Origin of the sequence: Wolbachia endosymbiont of Bemisia tabaci (genome assembly GCF_003999585.1) — a bacterium.
Lineage (GTDB): Bacteria > Pseudomonadota > Alphaproteobacteria > Rickettsiales > Anaplasmataceae > Wolbachia.
In genome coordinates, this window is record NZ_CP016430.1 from 1111330 (window position 1) to 1127298 (window position 15969).

Genomic DNA, 15969 nt, shown 5'->3' on the forward strand with positions numbered 1-15969 from the left:
GCGGGAACAAATAACAAAATCAACTTCTTTTAGCTTAATAAAGCTGAGGTCAGACAACCACAATGCAGTTTCTAAATAAGCTTTACTAGGATCAATCCAAGAGTCACGAGATCTCAGAATATCTGCAACAGCTTGCTTTTGGTAGGATTGTAAGTCCATAGGTTTCTTTCATTAATGATTTAAAATCTTCACGCTCTTTTTTATTAAGTATGTGCTCTGAGTAATAAATAATAGTATAATGTTCATTTCTTTTAAAGAACAGAGTTACTTTCTTTTCTTGAAATACAATACGAATAGATTCAACAAGTGAATTATCTTGCTCAATTGTTAGTTTTAGCATTTGTAACTCTCGAGCAATTGAGTTAACTGGATTAGTAACTACAACTAAGTACGTGTCTTTCTTGAGCTGAGTTGAACGAAATTTTACCTCAAATAGACAAATATTAGGATCAGTACCTTCTATGGAAGATTTCAAGAATGTTGCAACAAGAAGTGTACAATTCTGGTCTTTCATGTCGATAAATAAGCATTCACATTCAAAATAATTACTTACGATACTATTTGCTATTTTTAGGCTTTCATTAAAATTCTTAGCACACAGATTTACTTGATTACCATGAAGTGAAAAATCTAGAATAATCCAACTTGGTCTATATCCATGGATAATACGATTTGAATTGAAGAGTAGGTCCTTATCGCTAGCTCGACGTATAAACACATATATACGTTTTGGTGATAGAAAAACCCTTGTAGTTGAGTTTCAAAGCCATCATCTTTTTCAGCATCGTATTCTTGTAGTAATCGGTGAGTAACTTCTTTTGATATAAAGTTTTTAAATGGAATTTTCATCTGCCTTGGTGAATTTTGTAAAATAAAAGATGAAAATCCTCTCTTTTGTACTTTATCAAAGTGGTAAACACATTTGATTAATTCTGGGTCACTATGAAATAAAACAAAAATTAAGGATTTTTTATCATGTTTGTTATTTTTACATAAAAAGTTTATGATCAACTCTTCAGTCAAAATAGACCTTGCTACTTCAACAACAGCAGACTCAAGTTTAGAATGGTTGAAGTGGCTAAGTAGATAATAGCTGAACAAAGAGTCTGAGCAACCTATAAGCATTTTGCGTTGTTCTTGAACTGAAATATCATCATGTTTATGAAATTCAAACAATTGGCCATTTTGCTTATGTGTAAAGGAATACTGAAAAATAACATTTAGTTGTCTACCTGAAAGAGAATTAAGCCAATTTTTACGTATTTCTTCATCTTGAAAGCTAGGCAGCCAATGATCTACTGGCATTTCCAAACTACTCTCCCAGAATTCTCTACTAGGATAAAGATTAACCATATATTATGTGTAATATAATACGCTACATTTAACATAATTCAAAAACTAGTCAACGGTAAAAATTATAACAAAGATTTAAGAAAACAAATCGATAAAAATATTTTTCTTTCACTTAAACATACAACAATGAAAAATGTATATATTAAGTAATAGGTCTGCGTAAAAAGGGAAATGTCAATACTCACAGAGTCAGGAAGAGCAGCAATAGCAGCAAGCATAAAAGAGCAACCAATACATCTTGCTTGGGGCAGTGGTGATGCAAATTGGGAAAGTAGCCATCAGGTCGAAAAAGTTTTTATTGAGGGTGAAATAGCTCTAGATCACCACACTATTAAAGATGTAAGGGTTTTTACAGGACAAACAACTTATCAGTCAAGTGTTGACTATACAGTTGATAGCAGTACTGGTGTAATAAAACGTACGGAAAATAGCTCTATCAGGGCAAATAGTGCAGTTACTGTAGAATATAGTGAAAGCACACCACCAGAGCTGATAACTTCTGAAAAACTGCTCAATGAGCTTGGCAGACGTACTGCAAATGAGGTTCTCTTTTGCACAGGTGATGAGAATGGAGAACTTGTAACTCCTTCTGGAAGGTTTAAGCCCTCAAATGTACCAACTAATAATCTCTATCTCAAATTTACTTTCGATTTCACGGACGCAGCAAATCAAGTTATCAGGGAGCTTGGGGTTATGGTTGGTACTAAAATAAAAGAAGGATTACCTGAAGGACAGAGATATTTTGAGCCAAAAGACGTGGAAAATCCTGGGATTTTGTTGGTGCTTGAACATACAGTACCACTTATCAGAACTGCTGCAACTCGGGAAACTTTTTCATTTGTTGTAACTTTTTGAATTTTTCTAGCATAAAATGACTTTAAACGCCTATTATAACCGCTTTAATCCTGACAAAGAATACGAAAAAAGCTTGTTTCTTGCTGGAAGAGGTTTGCAATCTGCAGAATTAAACGAGACTCAGGAGTATGCTCTCTCTAAGCTTAAAGGCATAGGCGATGCAATATTTCGTGATGGTGATGTTATAACAGGAAGCAATTGTATTATAGATGGGGAAAAAGTTACACTTGAAGGAGGAAAAATCTATCTGCGCGGTGCAGTTAGAAAAGTCGAAAAAGAAGAGTTTGTTATTCCACTGAGTACCACAGTTCGCATAGGTGTTTATTATCTAGAATCTACGATTACAGAACTTGAGGACGCAAATCTTCGTGATCCTGCAGTTGGTACAAGAAATTATCAGGAAGTAGGCGCAGCAAGGCTTAAAGTTTCCATCATTTGGGGATACCAAGTAGAAAGTGTTACTGTTAACTCTACAAATGGCGAATTTTATCCAATTTACAATATTGAAAATGGAGTATTGATAGAACATTCACCGCCACCACAAGCAAACATAGTAACTACTGCTCTTGCTCGTTATGATAAAGAAGCAAATGGTTCCTACGTCGTAAATGGTCTTGAAGTGATGTTCCTCCACAAAGAAGAAAAGGGAGAAGAAGGGGTAAAAAAAGGTAAAAAAGAAATATTTGTGATTAATGAGGGTAAAGCTCATGTTGATGGCTATGAGATTGAACTTCCTCACAGTATTCGTGTTTCTTTTGATGAAGATCCGGATATAAAGTCAGTTGAATCAGAACCACATACTTTTCAGCCAAATAGCCAAAGAGTAATGGAACTGAAGGTTAATGATTTTCCAATAAGTGAAATTAAAAAAGTAGATATAACTGTTCAAAAAACCATTACCATTACTCACGGTTCATACTCAGGAGCTGTTGATCCAATACCTGACTCTGCGGTACTTGAGATTATTCAAATTAAACAAGGCAATGTTATTTATGAAAATAGTATAGACTATAAGTTAAATGCAGGAAACGTTGATTGGTCATTACCAGGTAAAGAACCAGCTCCTGGAAGTAGTTATCAAATAACTTACCGCTGTCGTACTCATGTAAGTCCTGAAGATATAAGTGAACAGGGATGCAAAGTAAAAGGAGCAGTTGATAACAGCTTGGTTTTGATTGATTACACCTGGAAAATGCCCCGCTATGATTTAATTACTATCGATAGCAAAGGAGTGGTAAGGAGAATAAAAGGTATAGCTCACCCTTGGCGACCATCAATGCCTAGAGCGCCTAGAGGACAACTTTTGCTCTGCTACATTCATCAGACGTGGGAAAAAGGAGAAAACGAAGGGGTAAAAATAGTGAATAATGCTATTCATGCTGTACCGATGAATGAGCTTGAAGCAATGAAAAAAGGAATAAATGATCTTTATGCGCTGGTTGCAGAGGAACGTCTACGCAATGATGCAAATTCAAGAGAACCTACTACCAAAAAAGGAGTATTTGTTGATTCGTTCTTTGATGATGATATGCGTGATCAAGGAATTTCGCAGTCTGCAGCGATAGTAAACAAGGAATTAATTTTACCAATAGATGTAACGATTGCTGATATTGATGGAGGAGAAAAAACTTATTTGTTGCCGTATGAACTTGAACCGGTACTGGAACAGCTTTTACAGACCAAAGGAGAAAAGATCAATCCATATCAAGCTTTTGATCCAGTCCCGGCGCAAATTACTCTAAATAAAAATATAGATCACTGGACGGAGGTAAAAACAAATTGGAAAAGTCCAGTAACAAGAGTATTTAATGTTAAAGAAACGACAGAGCTATTGTCAAGTAATTCTTATGAAGCTGAATTTATGAGAGAAGCAGTACAAGATTTTGAAATTGAAGGTTTTGAGCCAGATGAAAAGCTTAAGGAAATAAAATTTGATGGCATTTCTATTATACCTATGGCATAGAGGAAAAAAAAGTGGAAAAAAGAGCTAACAACCAGGGAAAATTAAAGGGAAAGGTGAAAGTACCAGCAAACATTCCAGCAGGTACTAAATTAGTACAATTTTATGGGGATAAAGGAAGCTATGGAGAGGCAACTTATACTGGTAAAAAAACTATTACTATAGAAGAAAGAAGAAGAGTGATCGCAGCAAGAAGAGTTGATCCTTTAGCGCAAACATTTACTTTAAATGAGAGCAGACACATAGGAGGTCTAGATTTATGGTTTGTAAATAACGGCAAAAAACGTGTTGTTGTGCAGATTAGAGAAACAGCAGTGGGAGTGCCCTCGCAAACTGTCATTGCTGAAAGCTATATTGAGCCAAAAGATATAAAGATAGATGGCACAGCAACACGTATAGAGTGGTCACCAGTGTTTTGCCATGCAGGAGAGGAGTATGCAATAGTACTGCTTACTGATGATTCAGAGACAACAGTTAAAATAGCAGAACTTGGCAAGTATGATGCAGTAAATAGTAGGTGGGTAACAAGTCAGCCATATCAAGTAGGAGTATTACTTTCATCAAGCAATGCAAGTACTTGGACACCACATCAGAACTTAGATTTAACGTTTCGGCTTTTGGCTGCAAAATTTAGCGAAGTTTCTCACATTATTGATCTTGGCAAGGTTACTGCAAATAACGTATCAGATTTAATTGTTTTGACGAACGTCGAAAAAGTAGCATTTGATACCAATGTGGAATTTATTTTAACAGATGAAGAAGGAAAAGAAAATTTTTTGTCTGATAATTTGCCGCTCGCACTGCGTGAAAGATTATCTGGAGAGCTAACGGTAAAAGCAAGCCTAAAAGGAGGGCGAGAAAAAAGTCCTGTTCTCTATCCTGGGTTACAGCTAGTTCTGGGTAATCTTTCAGAGTCCGGAGATTATGTAACGAGAAGCATTACAGCAGGAGCTAACACTAAGATTACCATAACATATGATGCGCTGATACCTGGCACTGCAGACGTAAAAGCATATGTGCAAAAAAATGTGGATTGGCAATTAGTAAATTTAACATCAGGAAAACCAATTGGAGAAAATTGGGTAGAGAGAACTCATGTGCTATCAAATTTTAATGGTAATGATACAAGGATAAAATTGGTTTTAAGTGGAACGGTTGTCTATCGTCCTAAAGTCAAAAATCTACGAATCATTGTCACATAGAAGAATGTCAGATGATAAAACAAGCAGAGGATATTCACTACCTCATCCAGAGAATATTGCGGTGGAAGATGTTGTTCGTATCCGTACCACAATTAAGAAAATAGATGAAGATATCGCTAAAAGAGAAAATGAGCACAATCAGCTTAAAAAAGCATTTGAACGACTGAATTTTGAGACTTTTTTGAATTTTTGGAATGACCATTGCTAACGAAGCCATAGATGCATTGCATCAAAGAATTAAAGATTTAGCAGCAAATAGCACACCTGATCAATTAGCGTACCTTGCTAAATCATTAGAATCGATGATAGGTAAAAAAGCTATTTCTGATATTGCGCAAATGACTAAAGTAAAAGAAATAATTGATGCGCTGCAAGGAAGGCTTAAGGATTTAGTAGCAAACAGCACACCAGATCAGCTTGCATATCTTGCTAAGGCATTGGAATCAATAGTAGATAAGAGTGCAGTGTCTGAAATTGTGCAGATGACAGATGGTAAGCTAAAAGAACTTCTTGATAGTGCAAAAAAACACTTAAGTGACATAAACAGCAATAAAACAAACTCAATATCGTCCATAACTGCAGTAAAAACAGAGTCTGTTAATGAAATCAACAAGCTTAGGGATAATTCCTTAAATACTTTAAAAGCATCATCAGATTCACATATATCGCTACTTGATACGAGAAAGAATGCCAATATTGCAGCAATAAATAGTGTTGGCAATGATCATAAAGATGGTCTAAAAGGTTTAGTGAATAACTTCCGTACTGTTAATGATGTGCCAAGCGGTTCATCGATTATGAGGGAGATAAGGAGCAGAGAAAATCAACTAACAACTAAGCTTAACTCTATAAATGATGTACCAAGCGGCTCATCAATCATGAAAGAAGTAAGAAATCGTCACATGATTGAACCTGGAGCATTACCTTTTTTATTTGGTGTACTAAGTAGAAAAAATAATTACTTTGGTCACGGAACTTTTACAACTGAGCTTGGTCAGTGGAGTAGTGATATAACAAAAACAGACTATATGCTACAACTACTAGCAGGTACTCACACATATGATACAAGCTATGTTAGTTTTTATCTGCCAAGACAATTGTGCTTTTTAGAGGGAAGCAAAGGTACATTTATCTATGGAGAATCATACCCAAGATTCATGTATGATGGATTTTCTGAGCAATTCAATATGCTGAAATACCCTTGTGCTGCATTGGGAGTAATATTCGTAAAAAACACAAGCAATGTAGATATAAGTAAAACTCTAAACTTTGTTGGATCTGCAATGTGGTATAAAGATGAAGTTAATTATGGAGGAGCAGGATTATTTATAGGTACACCTGATAAAACTAATACAAGGAAGTCAGAGATTTCGAGAATTACTTGGGCACGTATTTACCAGCATGAAATTAACAGTCCTGAATTTATTGCATCAGGTAACATAATCATTCCAGCAGGAAAAACTGTTACAGTGTTACTTTATACGTCATCCAATCTTCACTCAGGAGGTGAAAGAGTTGGTGAGACACCTGAGTTCTTTGAAAGTGAGCATACGTATAGCACAATCTATGGTCAATTTATTCAGTGGGGAATATATAACTTTCGCAGCAATTTTCTGACTACAGGACTTGAAATAGATGTAGAAAGGACATTAAGAGCGTGGCAATGTCCAGGGTTAGATGCAACATATAAACTTTGGCATTAAAAAAATATATAAGTTGAAACCAAAATACTTGTATCTTTCACTACGTAAGATATTAGAGCTTAAAAACAAGCCATAGGCACCAAAGAATTTTTATTGGTAAAAAAAGTTACTATTTAACAAAAGAGTATTAAACGAAGTGAAAAGAATATTCAAGAAGACTTATTACAAAATGCGTAGTTTTCTATATTTTCTAGTTTTTGTCTTTATTTTAATAAATATACTAAATCTTAAAAAGTAGTAATCAAAAGAAAATCAAAGAGTTTTCTTAACAATTTTAAAAAGCAAGTGAAGAATTCTTTAGAAAGTTTATAATAGCTATGACAGAACAATTTTTACATGGGGTAAATGTTATTGAGGTTACCTCAGGGACAAGATCAGTGCATACAGCTAAATCATCAGTGATAGGTGTAATTGGTACTGCATCTGAAGCTGATGAGCAAAAATTTCCGCTAAATAAACCAGTGTTAATTGCAGGAAGCTTAAAAGAAGCAGCAAAGCTTGGAAAGAGTGGCAGTTTACCTTCTGCAATAAATGGAATATTTTCCCAAATTGGTGCAACAGTAGTAGTTATTCGAGTTAAAGAAAGTGAAAACAGCGATTCAAAGCTCAAAGAAAGTGAAACTATCCAAAATATAATTGGCGGTGTTGATAAAGAGACTGGAGAGTATCAAGGGATAGAGGCATTCCTCAGTAGTGAAAGCATAGTTCATATTGCTCCAAGAATATTAATTGCACCTCAATTTACTCACCAACTACCAGAAGATGGCAAAAATTCAGTGGTTTCAGCATTAATTCCTATAGCAGAAAAATTAAGAGCAATTATTGTTGCAGATGGACCAAATACTAATGATGAAGAAGCAATCAAGTGGAGAAAAAGTGTAGGTAGCTCAAGAGTTTATATTATTGATCCTTGGGTTAAGGTACTTATTGAAGAAGAAATTTTGCCAGCAAGCCCGTTTGTAGCTGGTTTAATAGCGAAAGTAGATAGCGAACAAGGATTCTGGCACTCACCTTCAAATAAAGAAATAAACGGTATTGTTGGAACAAGCAGGCCTATTGATTTTACGCTCGGTAATACAAATTGTAGAGCAAACCACTTAAATGAAAATGAAGTAACAACGATAATTCATCAAAATGGCTATAGGCTTTGGGGAAATAGAACATGTTCAAATGACTCGAAATGGGCTTTTCTGTCAGTGAGGCGTACTGCAGATTTAATCAATGATAGTTTACTTCGAGCTCATCTATGGGCAGTTGATCGCAATATTACCAAAACTTATATAGATGATGTAATTGAGGGGGTGAATTCTTATCTTGCGCATCTGAAAGCACAGGGGGCAATTATCAGCGGAAAATGTTATGCAACACCAGAACTCAATACGCCGGCAAACATTGCAAGTGGAAAAGTGTTTTTTGATTTTGAGTTTACACCGCCATATCCAGCAGAACAGATTACTTTCAGGTCACATCTTGTGAGTGGTACAATATTATAAAAATGGGAGAAAGAGATGTTACCGAAGATTTTAAAGAATTTTAATGTATTCGTAGATGGTCGTGGTTATGCAGGAAAAATAGATGAGATAACCTTGCCGAAGCTCACCATTAAAACTGAGGAATATAGAGCTGGTGGTATGGATATTCCAGTAAATATAGATATGGGGATGGAGAAACTTGAAGCAGATTTCACTTTTTCTGAATACGATACAGAGCTCTTTCGGCTATTTGGGTTGATAAATGGAAATTCGGTATCTTTGACGCTAAGAGGAGGATTACAAGGCAGCGGAAACAATGATATTGAAGGAGTAATTATCAACCTTAGGGGCATATTCAAGGAATTTGATTTTGGTAGCTGGAAACCTGCTGAAAAAGCCACTCTCAAATGCACGGTAGCTGCCCATTACTATAAACTTACGATAAGTGGCAATGAGCTGATAGAAATCGATGCTGAAAATATGATGAGAAAGATAAATGGTGTTGATCAAATGGCCTTGCTGCAAACGATTTTAGGGATTTAATGGAATAGATGGATGCCTTTTTATACAACCACTTTTTTATTGAAAAATTACTAATAATACTGTATAATTATTAACGTTTTTTAGGCATTTTTGCTATGGCTTTATCTAAATTTCTCGATCCTAAAAATGATATAGCATTTCGTCGTATCTTTGGTACAGAAAAGAATAAAGACATCCTCATTCACTTCCTCAATGATATTTTGAATTTTACTGGCAAAAATGCAATACAGGATATAGAGTTCTTAAGTACTATTCAAGATCCTGAGATTGCCTCTAAAAAGCAAAGTATTGTTGACGTGCTATGTAGAGATTCAACAGGAGTGCAATGGATAATTGAGATGCAGGTCGCTAAAACCAAAGGCTTTGAAAAACGAGCTCAGTACTATGCTGCTAAAGCCTATTCAAGACAAGCTGACAAGGGTGATCAATACCATGATCTTAAGGAAATTATTTTTATTGCTATAGCAGATTGTATACTGTTTCCTGATAAGTCTGAGTATAGATCAAAGCACACTATTCGCGATGAAGATACTAATGAACATGATCTAAAAGATTTTTACTTTGTATTTATTGAATTGCCTAAATTTCCCAAAACTAAAGAAGATCAGCTTTCAAATATAGTTGAGAAGTGGGTATATTTTTTTAAGTACGCTGACGAAACAGGTGAAGAAGAGCTGGAAAGGATAATAGGAAGTGACGTAATAATCAAAAAAGCTTATGAAGAGCTAAATAGGTTCAACTGGTCAGAAAAAGAATTTATAGCCTACGAACAAGAGGTCAAGCGTATTCGTGATGAGCAGGCTGCTCTTGCTCAAAAACTTGATGATGCCAAAAAAGAAGGAAAGATTGAAGGAAAGATTGAAGGAAAGATTGAAGTTGCAAAAGCGATGTTGACTAATAATGTTGATATTAGCACTATTGTCAAGTGTACAGGTCTTTCTGTCGATGAAGTTCAAGAATTAATCCAAGTTGAGGAAAAATAAACCCTATTATCATTTTTATATTGAGAAATTTAGTATAAAGGGTCGTTAATCAAACACAAAAACTATAGTAAAAAAAATTAGTTATGTAAAAGCCAAGCAGACTTTTATTTAATTAATTTTTAAGGAGGAACATGCAAGCTATAACACTTAATAACCCAATTACAGTTGATGGAATTTCTGTCTCAGAACTTACCGTTAGACGTCCAAAAGTTAGAGATTATCTTGCAATTGAACGCTTAAATGGTAGTGATCTAAGTAAAGAAGTCACTCTGACAGCGAACTTAACATCAGTGGCAAAAGAATCAATTGAGGAGTTAGATATTGCTGATTATGTTAAAGTACAAGAGGTGCTCAAGGATTTTTTTTCACCAGTTATTCAAAGAACTTGAGGTCAGAAGTATTAATGTTCAGCTCTGTTGTAGGAGGCGGAGTTGAACAAATACTTGATATGGAGATTAGTGAATTTATTTTATGGAGCAAATTAGCTAGGGAGTTCAAATGTCAGTATTATCGATAAAAATAGGTGCAGTACTTGATGGCAGTTTTAATACTGTAATAAAGGGCAGTAGTAGTCAACTTACTCATCTTGGTGAGAACATAAGAAAGCTTGACTCATCTTTAAAATCAGTATCAAAATTTAAGCAGTTGGGTAGTGATGTTTTGACTAGCAGGAGGTCGTGGAAGGGCTTTGAAGATCAAGTAAAATCTTTAGCTAAACAAATGAAAGCAATAGAGAAACCGAGCAAAACTTTAAAAGCTGAATTTGATAAAGCTAAGTTTTCTGCAACAAAAGCAAAAGAAGCATATTTGAAAAAGAGAGATGCTTTGCATTCATTTAATGAAGAAGTAAGGAAAAGTGGAAGAAATATTAAGTCATTAGTAAGTGATCAATATAAACTTGGTTCTTCTATTGAAGTGCTAAAAGGTAAGTATGGTAAGCTTGGGTCTGCAATACGTAGTCACCAAAGTTTTTTAGCAAGCAAAGCACATTTTAAGTCACAAATTATAGAGACTATTGGGCTAGGGCTAACGCTTGCAGCTCCAGTTAAAGTTGCGATTGACTTTGAAAGTGCTATGGCTGATGTTACAAAAGTGGTAGATTTTAAAAAAGGAACGGATGAAGCAACTAAATTTGCAAAGAAGTTAAAAGAGATGTCACGCACTATACCATTATCAGCCGCAGAACTGGCACAAATAGCTGCAAGTGGTGGTCAACTTGGTATCAAGAAAGAAGATCTTTTTATGTTTACAGAAACAGTGGCAAAAATGTCTACAGCATTTGATATGTCTGCAGAGCAAGCAGGTGATTCTATAGCTAAACTCTCTAACGTTTATGGCATTGATGTTAGTAAAATGGAACATGTTGGTAATGTGATCAACCACTTATCAGATAACACTGCTGCTAAAGCAAGAGATATGGTTGAAACTCTAGCAATAGTTGGTGGTACTGCAAAGCAGTTTGGTTTGGATATCGAGAAAACAAGTAGTTTAGCAAATGCTTTCATTAGCTTAGGTAAAACACCTGAAAAAGCTGCAACTGCTATAAATGCTCTACTTAGTAAACTTCAGACTGCTGAAGAACAAGGAGGGGATTTTAAAGCAGCATTAGAGCAAATGGGAATAACTGCAGAAGAAATAGTACAAAGAATAAGCGAAAACGGCGAAGAAGCATTACTCTATTTTTTTCAAACTCTAAAGAAAATGGATAACCAGGAACGTTCTACAATCCTTATGAAACTTTTCGGTCAGGAATATCAAGATGATATTGCATTATTAGCTGGAAGTTTTAATAAGTATGAGGATGCAATAAAGTTATTGGCTAATACAGAAAAGTACAAGAGCTCTCTACAAGAAGAATTCAAAAATCGTGCAGACACTACAGCTAATAAATTACGACTTCTTCGAAATGCAATAGCTGAAGTTGGTATGAACCTGGGCTCAGTGATGTTGCCTACTTTAAAATCTATAGCTGAATTTTTACAAGAAAAAACTAGATATATAGCAGAGTTTGCAGAAAAATATCCAACTTTAACCACGGCGATCATGGGTACTGTAGCATCCTTGATAAGTTTAAAAATTGTAGCAGTAGGACTAGGATACGGATTTACATTGCTAGGAAGTACGATTTTTAGTCTGAAAGCAAACCTACTTGGAGTATTTTCATTTTTATCAGCTACAGTTTTTCCTGCAGTAGTAACAGGACTAAGAGCAATAACACTCGTTAACCCTATAGGACTTTTAGTTGCTGGACTTGTTACTGGTGCAGCTCTTGTTATAGCTAACTGGCAAAAGGTGAAAGACTTTTTCTCTAGCTTGTGGAAATCACTCATTGAACCTATAGGAAAAGCTTTTTCATGGATAGGGGAAAGTGTATTTGGAAAAGTATTGGAAAATAGCCCACTGAAAGAATTTGAAAAAAGAAAAACTGAAATAAAAGCAGTCCATACTACCATAAAGAGTAATATTCTCAACAGTGGAAATCCTGTGCTAGGTAACAGTATAATTAAAGAATTTTCAAAGAGAAATAAAAATAGCTTCAGAGTCAAAAGCCTTATTGAGGAGACAGAGAGCGATAAGATATTTGCAAGGAGTAAGTTTGAAAATAAAGAACAAAATAAAACTCAGAACATCACTAATAATTACACTATCAGCATTAAAGCAGAACCTAACCAAGATGTTCGTAGTCTTGCAGATGAAGTAATAAAAAGGATAAGAGAAAAGTCACGTGATGTTTTATTTGATACGGTAGAGACATTTTATTGATGCTATCTCTTGGTCCGTATAAGTTTGCTCCCACAAGTTTAAAGTATAGCAAAGAAAATCGTTGGAGCACGATTGAGTGTATTGAAAATATGCCACTATTACAAAATATCGGTCAAGGTGTAGAAAATATAGATTTAGAAGGAATGATTTATCTGCATAATCTCAACGGGCTAAATCAATTAAAGAGTGTGAAAGAAGCTGAAAAACCACATATTTTAGTAGATAGTTTAGGTAATATTTTAGGACAATTCGTAATTACTAGGTTAGAAGAAAAGCAGATGTATTTTTTACCTAATGGACTACCAAGAAAAGTTGAATTTAGTTTGAGTTTAAAAAGCTATAGATGACTGTATACTATGTGAGTAAAGAAAATGAGATGTTAGATCTGATTTGCTGGAAACATTACGGATTTACTGATGGAGTAGTGGAATTAGTACTAGCAGAGAACTTAGGTTTGGCAGAATACGGAAGCTTTTTGCCTGCAGGATTAAAGATAAAGCTTCCTACTATTAAGAAAATAGTACAAAAGTCAAAATTAAAGGTCTGGGAATAAATGCAGCCAGATTTTATAATAGATAAATGTGAATCAATTAAAGATAGAGTTATATCATTGCACCTTACAGATGAATCAGGAATAATAGATGATGTAGTTGAAGTGTGTGTTAATTACAGGGATGAAGACATAGATATTCCGAATGAATTGAACATAGCACTAGGTTATAAGGAATTTGGAATCTTTCCAATGGGTATATATACAGTCAACGAAGTGACTATACAGGGTCCACCTAAGACTCTACTAATCAAAGCTCATGCAACAAATTTAAGAATATCTTTGAAGGCAAAAGTATCAAAAGAATGGCGCCAAATTACCATAGAAAACTTAGTAAAAGAAATAGCCCAAAAACATGGATATGGATACAAAGTCGCTAAGGAATTTAAGAGTGTATTGATACCCCATATTAATCAGGCAGATGAAAGTGATATAAGTCTGTTAACAAAGATCGCAACAGAGCGTGAAGCAATGGCAAAATTAGCTGGTGGGTATATATTGTTTATTTCAAAGAATATGGCAAAATCAGCCACAGGAAAAGCTTTAGGAACAACGACTATTAGACCTCAAGATACAATTAACTGGAAAGTACATTTTACCGTACGTGATAAGTATAATTCAGTAGTGGCAAAGTGGCATAGCTATGAAAAGGGCGAAACTATTAAAGAAACAGTTGGTAGTAGCGAGCCAAGTTATATTATGCTGGAACTTTACTCTAATGCAGAGTCAGCGCTGAGTGCAGCAAATGCCAAGTTGAAACAATTGAAGCGTAACAATGAAGCTTTAGATATAACTATGCCTGGTAATCCTCAAATTTTTGCAGAAGCTAAACTTAATCTTATAGACTTTAACCAAGCGGTAGATGGTGAATGGATAGTTAATAGAGCGGAGCATACTTTAAATAGCTCAGGTTACCTTACTATGTTGTCAGCATCTTTGAGTAAGTAATGTTAATAAAAAATGAGTAAATGATCTATTTAATATTAAAAAGATGTTGAATATGGATAAATTGGGTCAAGATACAAAAAACAAGCTGCATTTTTGGTGGCTTATAACAGTAATAGTATGTATTATTGCTACCTATTCCTACATGAAGGCAAAGGCTGCAGATAATTATAAAACGATATTACGCATTGCTTCTCAAAATTGTAACTTAGAGACTGTAAAATTCTTAGTAGAAAATCTATTAGATATTAATGTGCAGATCCCTAAATTAACAGCACTACATTATGCTGCAGAAGAGGGATGTGCAGAGGTTGTAAAATTCCTAGTAGAAAAAGGAGTTGATATAAATGCTACGAAATATGAAAGATGGACACCTTTACATGCAGCTACATATGAAGGCAAATTGGAGATAATTAGATTTTTATTAGACAAAGGTTCAGACCCTACCATTAGAGATACAGATGGAAAAACACCAAGGAAAATTGCTGTATTAAGATCACGGCATAATAAGGACAAACCTTATGATGAAATCATTAAGCTACTTGCAGAAGCAGAGGATCGATACAAATCAATAGAAAGAAATCACTAAAGCTGTAAGTTTTCTATAATCTATATATAAATTTCCAAAACTATCCATAATAAGTTAATATTTTCACATGAAAAAGCAAAAAATCCCAATAGCGGTAATAATAACAATAGTTGTACAGACTGTAGGGTTAATCTGGTGGTTGGCAAAACTCGACCTACGTGTACATATCCATGATAAATTTGTAGAAAAAAACCAAGAACTAATCGAAATAGTCTATCGACTTGAGGAGCGGGTAAAAAACCTCATTGAAGAAGTTAATGAGCTTGAGCAAAAACACAAATAAATTTCACAGTGGTAAAATACATTTTATCCGTTGATGGAGGTGGAATCAGAGGGATAATACCTGCCATTATTCTAGCAGAAATTGAATCTAGGACAAAAAAGCCAATTTCCCAGATTTTTGATTTAATGGCAGGAACCTCAACCGGTGGGATTATTGTTGCTGGACTTTGTAAAAGCAATAAACTTCAATACTCTGCCAATGATTTGGTTGAACTTTATCAAGAGTATGGAGCATATATCTTTCAATCATCATTTTGGAGAAAATCAATTGCTTCTTGGCTGAGTGGTTCTCAGTACTCATATAGAAATATGGAATTTATTCTCAACAAATACTTTGGTGAAAGTACTATGGCCGATGTTGCGAGTAATCTACTACTCACCAGTTATGACATTCACAATAGTTGTGAATTTTTCTTCAAAAGTTGGAAAGAAAAAAACATTAAGTTGAAAGATGCACTCAGAGCTACAACAGCTGCTCCAACGTACTTCACACCAAAACGTCTGAAAATTAGCCAAACAGAGAGAGTATTGATAGATGGTGGAGTGTTTGCTAATAATCCAGCGGCTTGTGCATATGCAAGTGGTAAGAGGTTATTTCCAAATGATGAGATTATACTGCTATCAATAGGCACTGGTGGAACAGATAGAAGTATAAAGTATGCTAACTCAAGGAAATTTGGCAAAATAGGGTGGATCAAGCCACTACTGAATGTGATGTTTGCCTCTGGATTGGATTGCGTTGATTATCAACTAGAACAAGTAATAGACG

General features: G+C 34.9%; 18 protein-coding genes. 16 read left to right on the forward strand and 2 right to left on the reverse strand.

Going from position 1 to position 15969, the window contains the following annotated elements:
• Nucleotides 1-103 precede the first annotated feature (103 nt).
• Both BBB02_RS06545 and BBB02_RS06550 read right to left on the reverse strand, forming a co-directional pair.
• Entirely contained in the window at nucleotides 104-718 is a 615-nt protein-coding gene (locus BBB02_RS06545) for a hypothetical protein (protein WP_245970096.1), read from the reverse strand.
• The gene (locus BBB02_RS06550; RefSeq protein WP_245970097.1) at nucleotides 631-1353 is read right to left on the reverse strand and encodes a hypothetical protein; all 723 of its coding nucleotides are present in this window, start codon (nucleotides 1351-1353) and stop codon (nucleotides 631-633) included. The genes BBB02_RS06545 and BBB02_RS06550 overlap by 88 nt, the downstream gene beginning before the upstream one ends.
• 171 nt (nucleotides 1354-1524) lie before the next feature.
• Here BBB02_RS06550 and BBB02_RS05435 point away from each other — a divergent pair, with 171 nt between their 5' ends.
• From BBB02_RS05435 to BBB02_RS05510, 16 genes are all read left to right on the forward strand, one after another.
• The gene (locus tag BBB02_RS05435; protein WP_127464212.1) at nucleotides 1525-2208 is read left to right on the forward strand and encodes a hypothetical protein; all 684 of its coding nucleotides are present in this window, start codon (nucleotides 1525-1527) and stop codon (nucleotides 2206-2208) included.
• Between the two features lie 16 nt (nucleotides 2209-2224).
• Nucleotides 2225-4171 (forward strand): DUF4815 domain-containing protein, encoded by a 1947-nt coding sequence (locus tag BBB02_RS05440; protein ID WP_127464213.1) that lies wholly within the window; start codon nucleotides 2225-2227, stop codon nucleotides 4169-4171.
• Between the two features lie 11 nt (nucleotides 4172-4182).
• Entirely contained in the window at nucleotides 4183-5370 is a 1188-nt protein-coding gene (locus BBB02_RS05445) for a hypothetical protein (RefSeq protein WP_127464214.1), read from the forward strand.
• A 4-nt stretch (nucleotides 5371-5374) separates the two neighbouring features.
• The gene (locus tag BBB02_RS05450) at nucleotides 5375-5578 is read left to right on the forward strand and encodes a hypothetical protein (protein ID WP_127464215.1); all 204 of its coding nucleotides are present in this window, start codon (nucleotides 5375-5377) and stop codon (nucleotides 5576-5578) included.
• Nucleotides 5565-7073 carry a hypothetical protein gene (locus BBB02_RS05455; protein WP_127464216.1) on the forward strand — a complete coding sequence of 503 codons (1509 nt, stop codon included), beginning with the start codon at nucleotides 5565-5567 and terminating at the stop codon, nucleotides 7071-7073. Before BBB02_RS05450 ends, BBB02_RS05455 begins: the two co-directional genes overlap by 14 nt.
• 317 nt (nucleotides 7074-7390) lie before the next feature.
• A complete protein-coding gene (locus BBB02_RS05460; protein WP_127464217.1) occupies nucleotides 7391-8566 on the forward strand; it encodes a phage tail sheath subtilisin-like domain-containing protein in 1176 nt (391 codons plus the stop codon).
• A 15-nt stretch (nucleotides 8567-8581) separates the two neighbouring features.
• Nucleotides 8582-9088: a phage major tail tube protein gene (locus tag BBB02_RS05465; RefSeq protein WP_006015599.1), complete on the forward strand. Its 507-nt coding sequence runs from the start codon at nucleotides 8582-8584 to the stop codon at nucleotides 9086-9088.
• A gap of 95 nt (nucleotides 9089-9183) precedes the next feature.
• Nucleotides 9184-10071 carry an Rpn family recombination-promoting nuclease/putative transposase gene (locus tag BBB02_RS05470; RefSeq protein ID WP_010405433.1) on the forward strand — a complete coding sequence of 296 codons (888 nt, stop codon included), beginning with the start codon at nucleotides 9184-9186 and terminating at the stop codon, nucleotides 10069-10071.
• A gap of 131 nt (nucleotides 10072-10202) precedes the next feature.
• Entirely contained in the window at nucleotides 10203-10460 is a 258-nt protein-coding gene (locus BBB02_RS05475) for a phage tail assembly protein (RefSeq protein ID WP_006015605.1), read from the forward strand.
• Between the two features lie 109 nt (nucleotides 10461-10569).
• A complete protein-coding gene (locus BBB02_RS05480) occupies nucleotides 10570-12834 on the forward strand; it encodes a phage tail tape measure protein (RefSeq protein WP_127464218.1) in 2265 nt (754 codons plus the stop codon).
• Nucleotides 12834-13181, forward strand: a complete 348-nt coding sequence (locus BBB02_RS05485) for a phage tail protein (protein WP_039950887.1) — start codon at nucleotides 12834-12836, stop codon at nucleotides 13179-13181. The genes BBB02_RS05480 and BBB02_RS05485 overlap by 1 nt, the downstream gene beginning before the upstream one ends.
• Nucleotides 13178-13387, forward strand: coding sequence for a tail protein X (locus BBB02_RS05490; RefSeq protein ID WP_006015620.1), 210 nt, complete (start codon nucleotides 13178-13180; stop codon nucleotides 13385-13387). The genes BBB02_RS05485 and BBB02_RS05490 overlap by 4 nt, the downstream gene beginning before the upstream one ends.
• On the forward strand, nucleotides 13388-14332 hold the full coding sequence (locus BBB02_RS05495; RefSeq protein WP_006015622.1) for a contractile injection system protein, VgrG/Pvc8 family: 945 nt from the start codon (nucleotides 13388-13390) through the stop codon (nucleotides 14330-14332). It abuts the gene before it with no gap.
• 52 nt (nucleotides 14333-14384) lie between these two features.
• Nucleotides 14385-14918: an ankyrin repeat domain-containing protein gene (locus BBB02_RS05500; RefSeq protein ID WP_006015625.1), complete on the forward strand. Its 534-nt coding sequence runs from the start codon at nucleotides 14385-14387 to the stop codon at nucleotides 14916-14918.
• 67 nt (nucleotides 14919-14985) lie between these two features.
• Nucleotides 14986-15201 carry a hypothetical protein gene (locus BBB02_RS05505; RefSeq protein WP_127464219.1) on the forward strand — a complete coding sequence of 72 codons (216 nt, stop codon included), beginning with the start codon at nucleotides 14986-14988 and terminating at the stop codon, nucleotides 15199-15201.
• A gap of 8 nt (nucleotides 15202-15209) precedes the next feature.
• A partial coding sequence (locus BBB02_RS05510; RefSeq protein WP_127464316.1) for a patatin-like phospholipase family protein occupies nucleotides 15210-15969 on the forward strand: 760 nt, incomplete at its 3' end.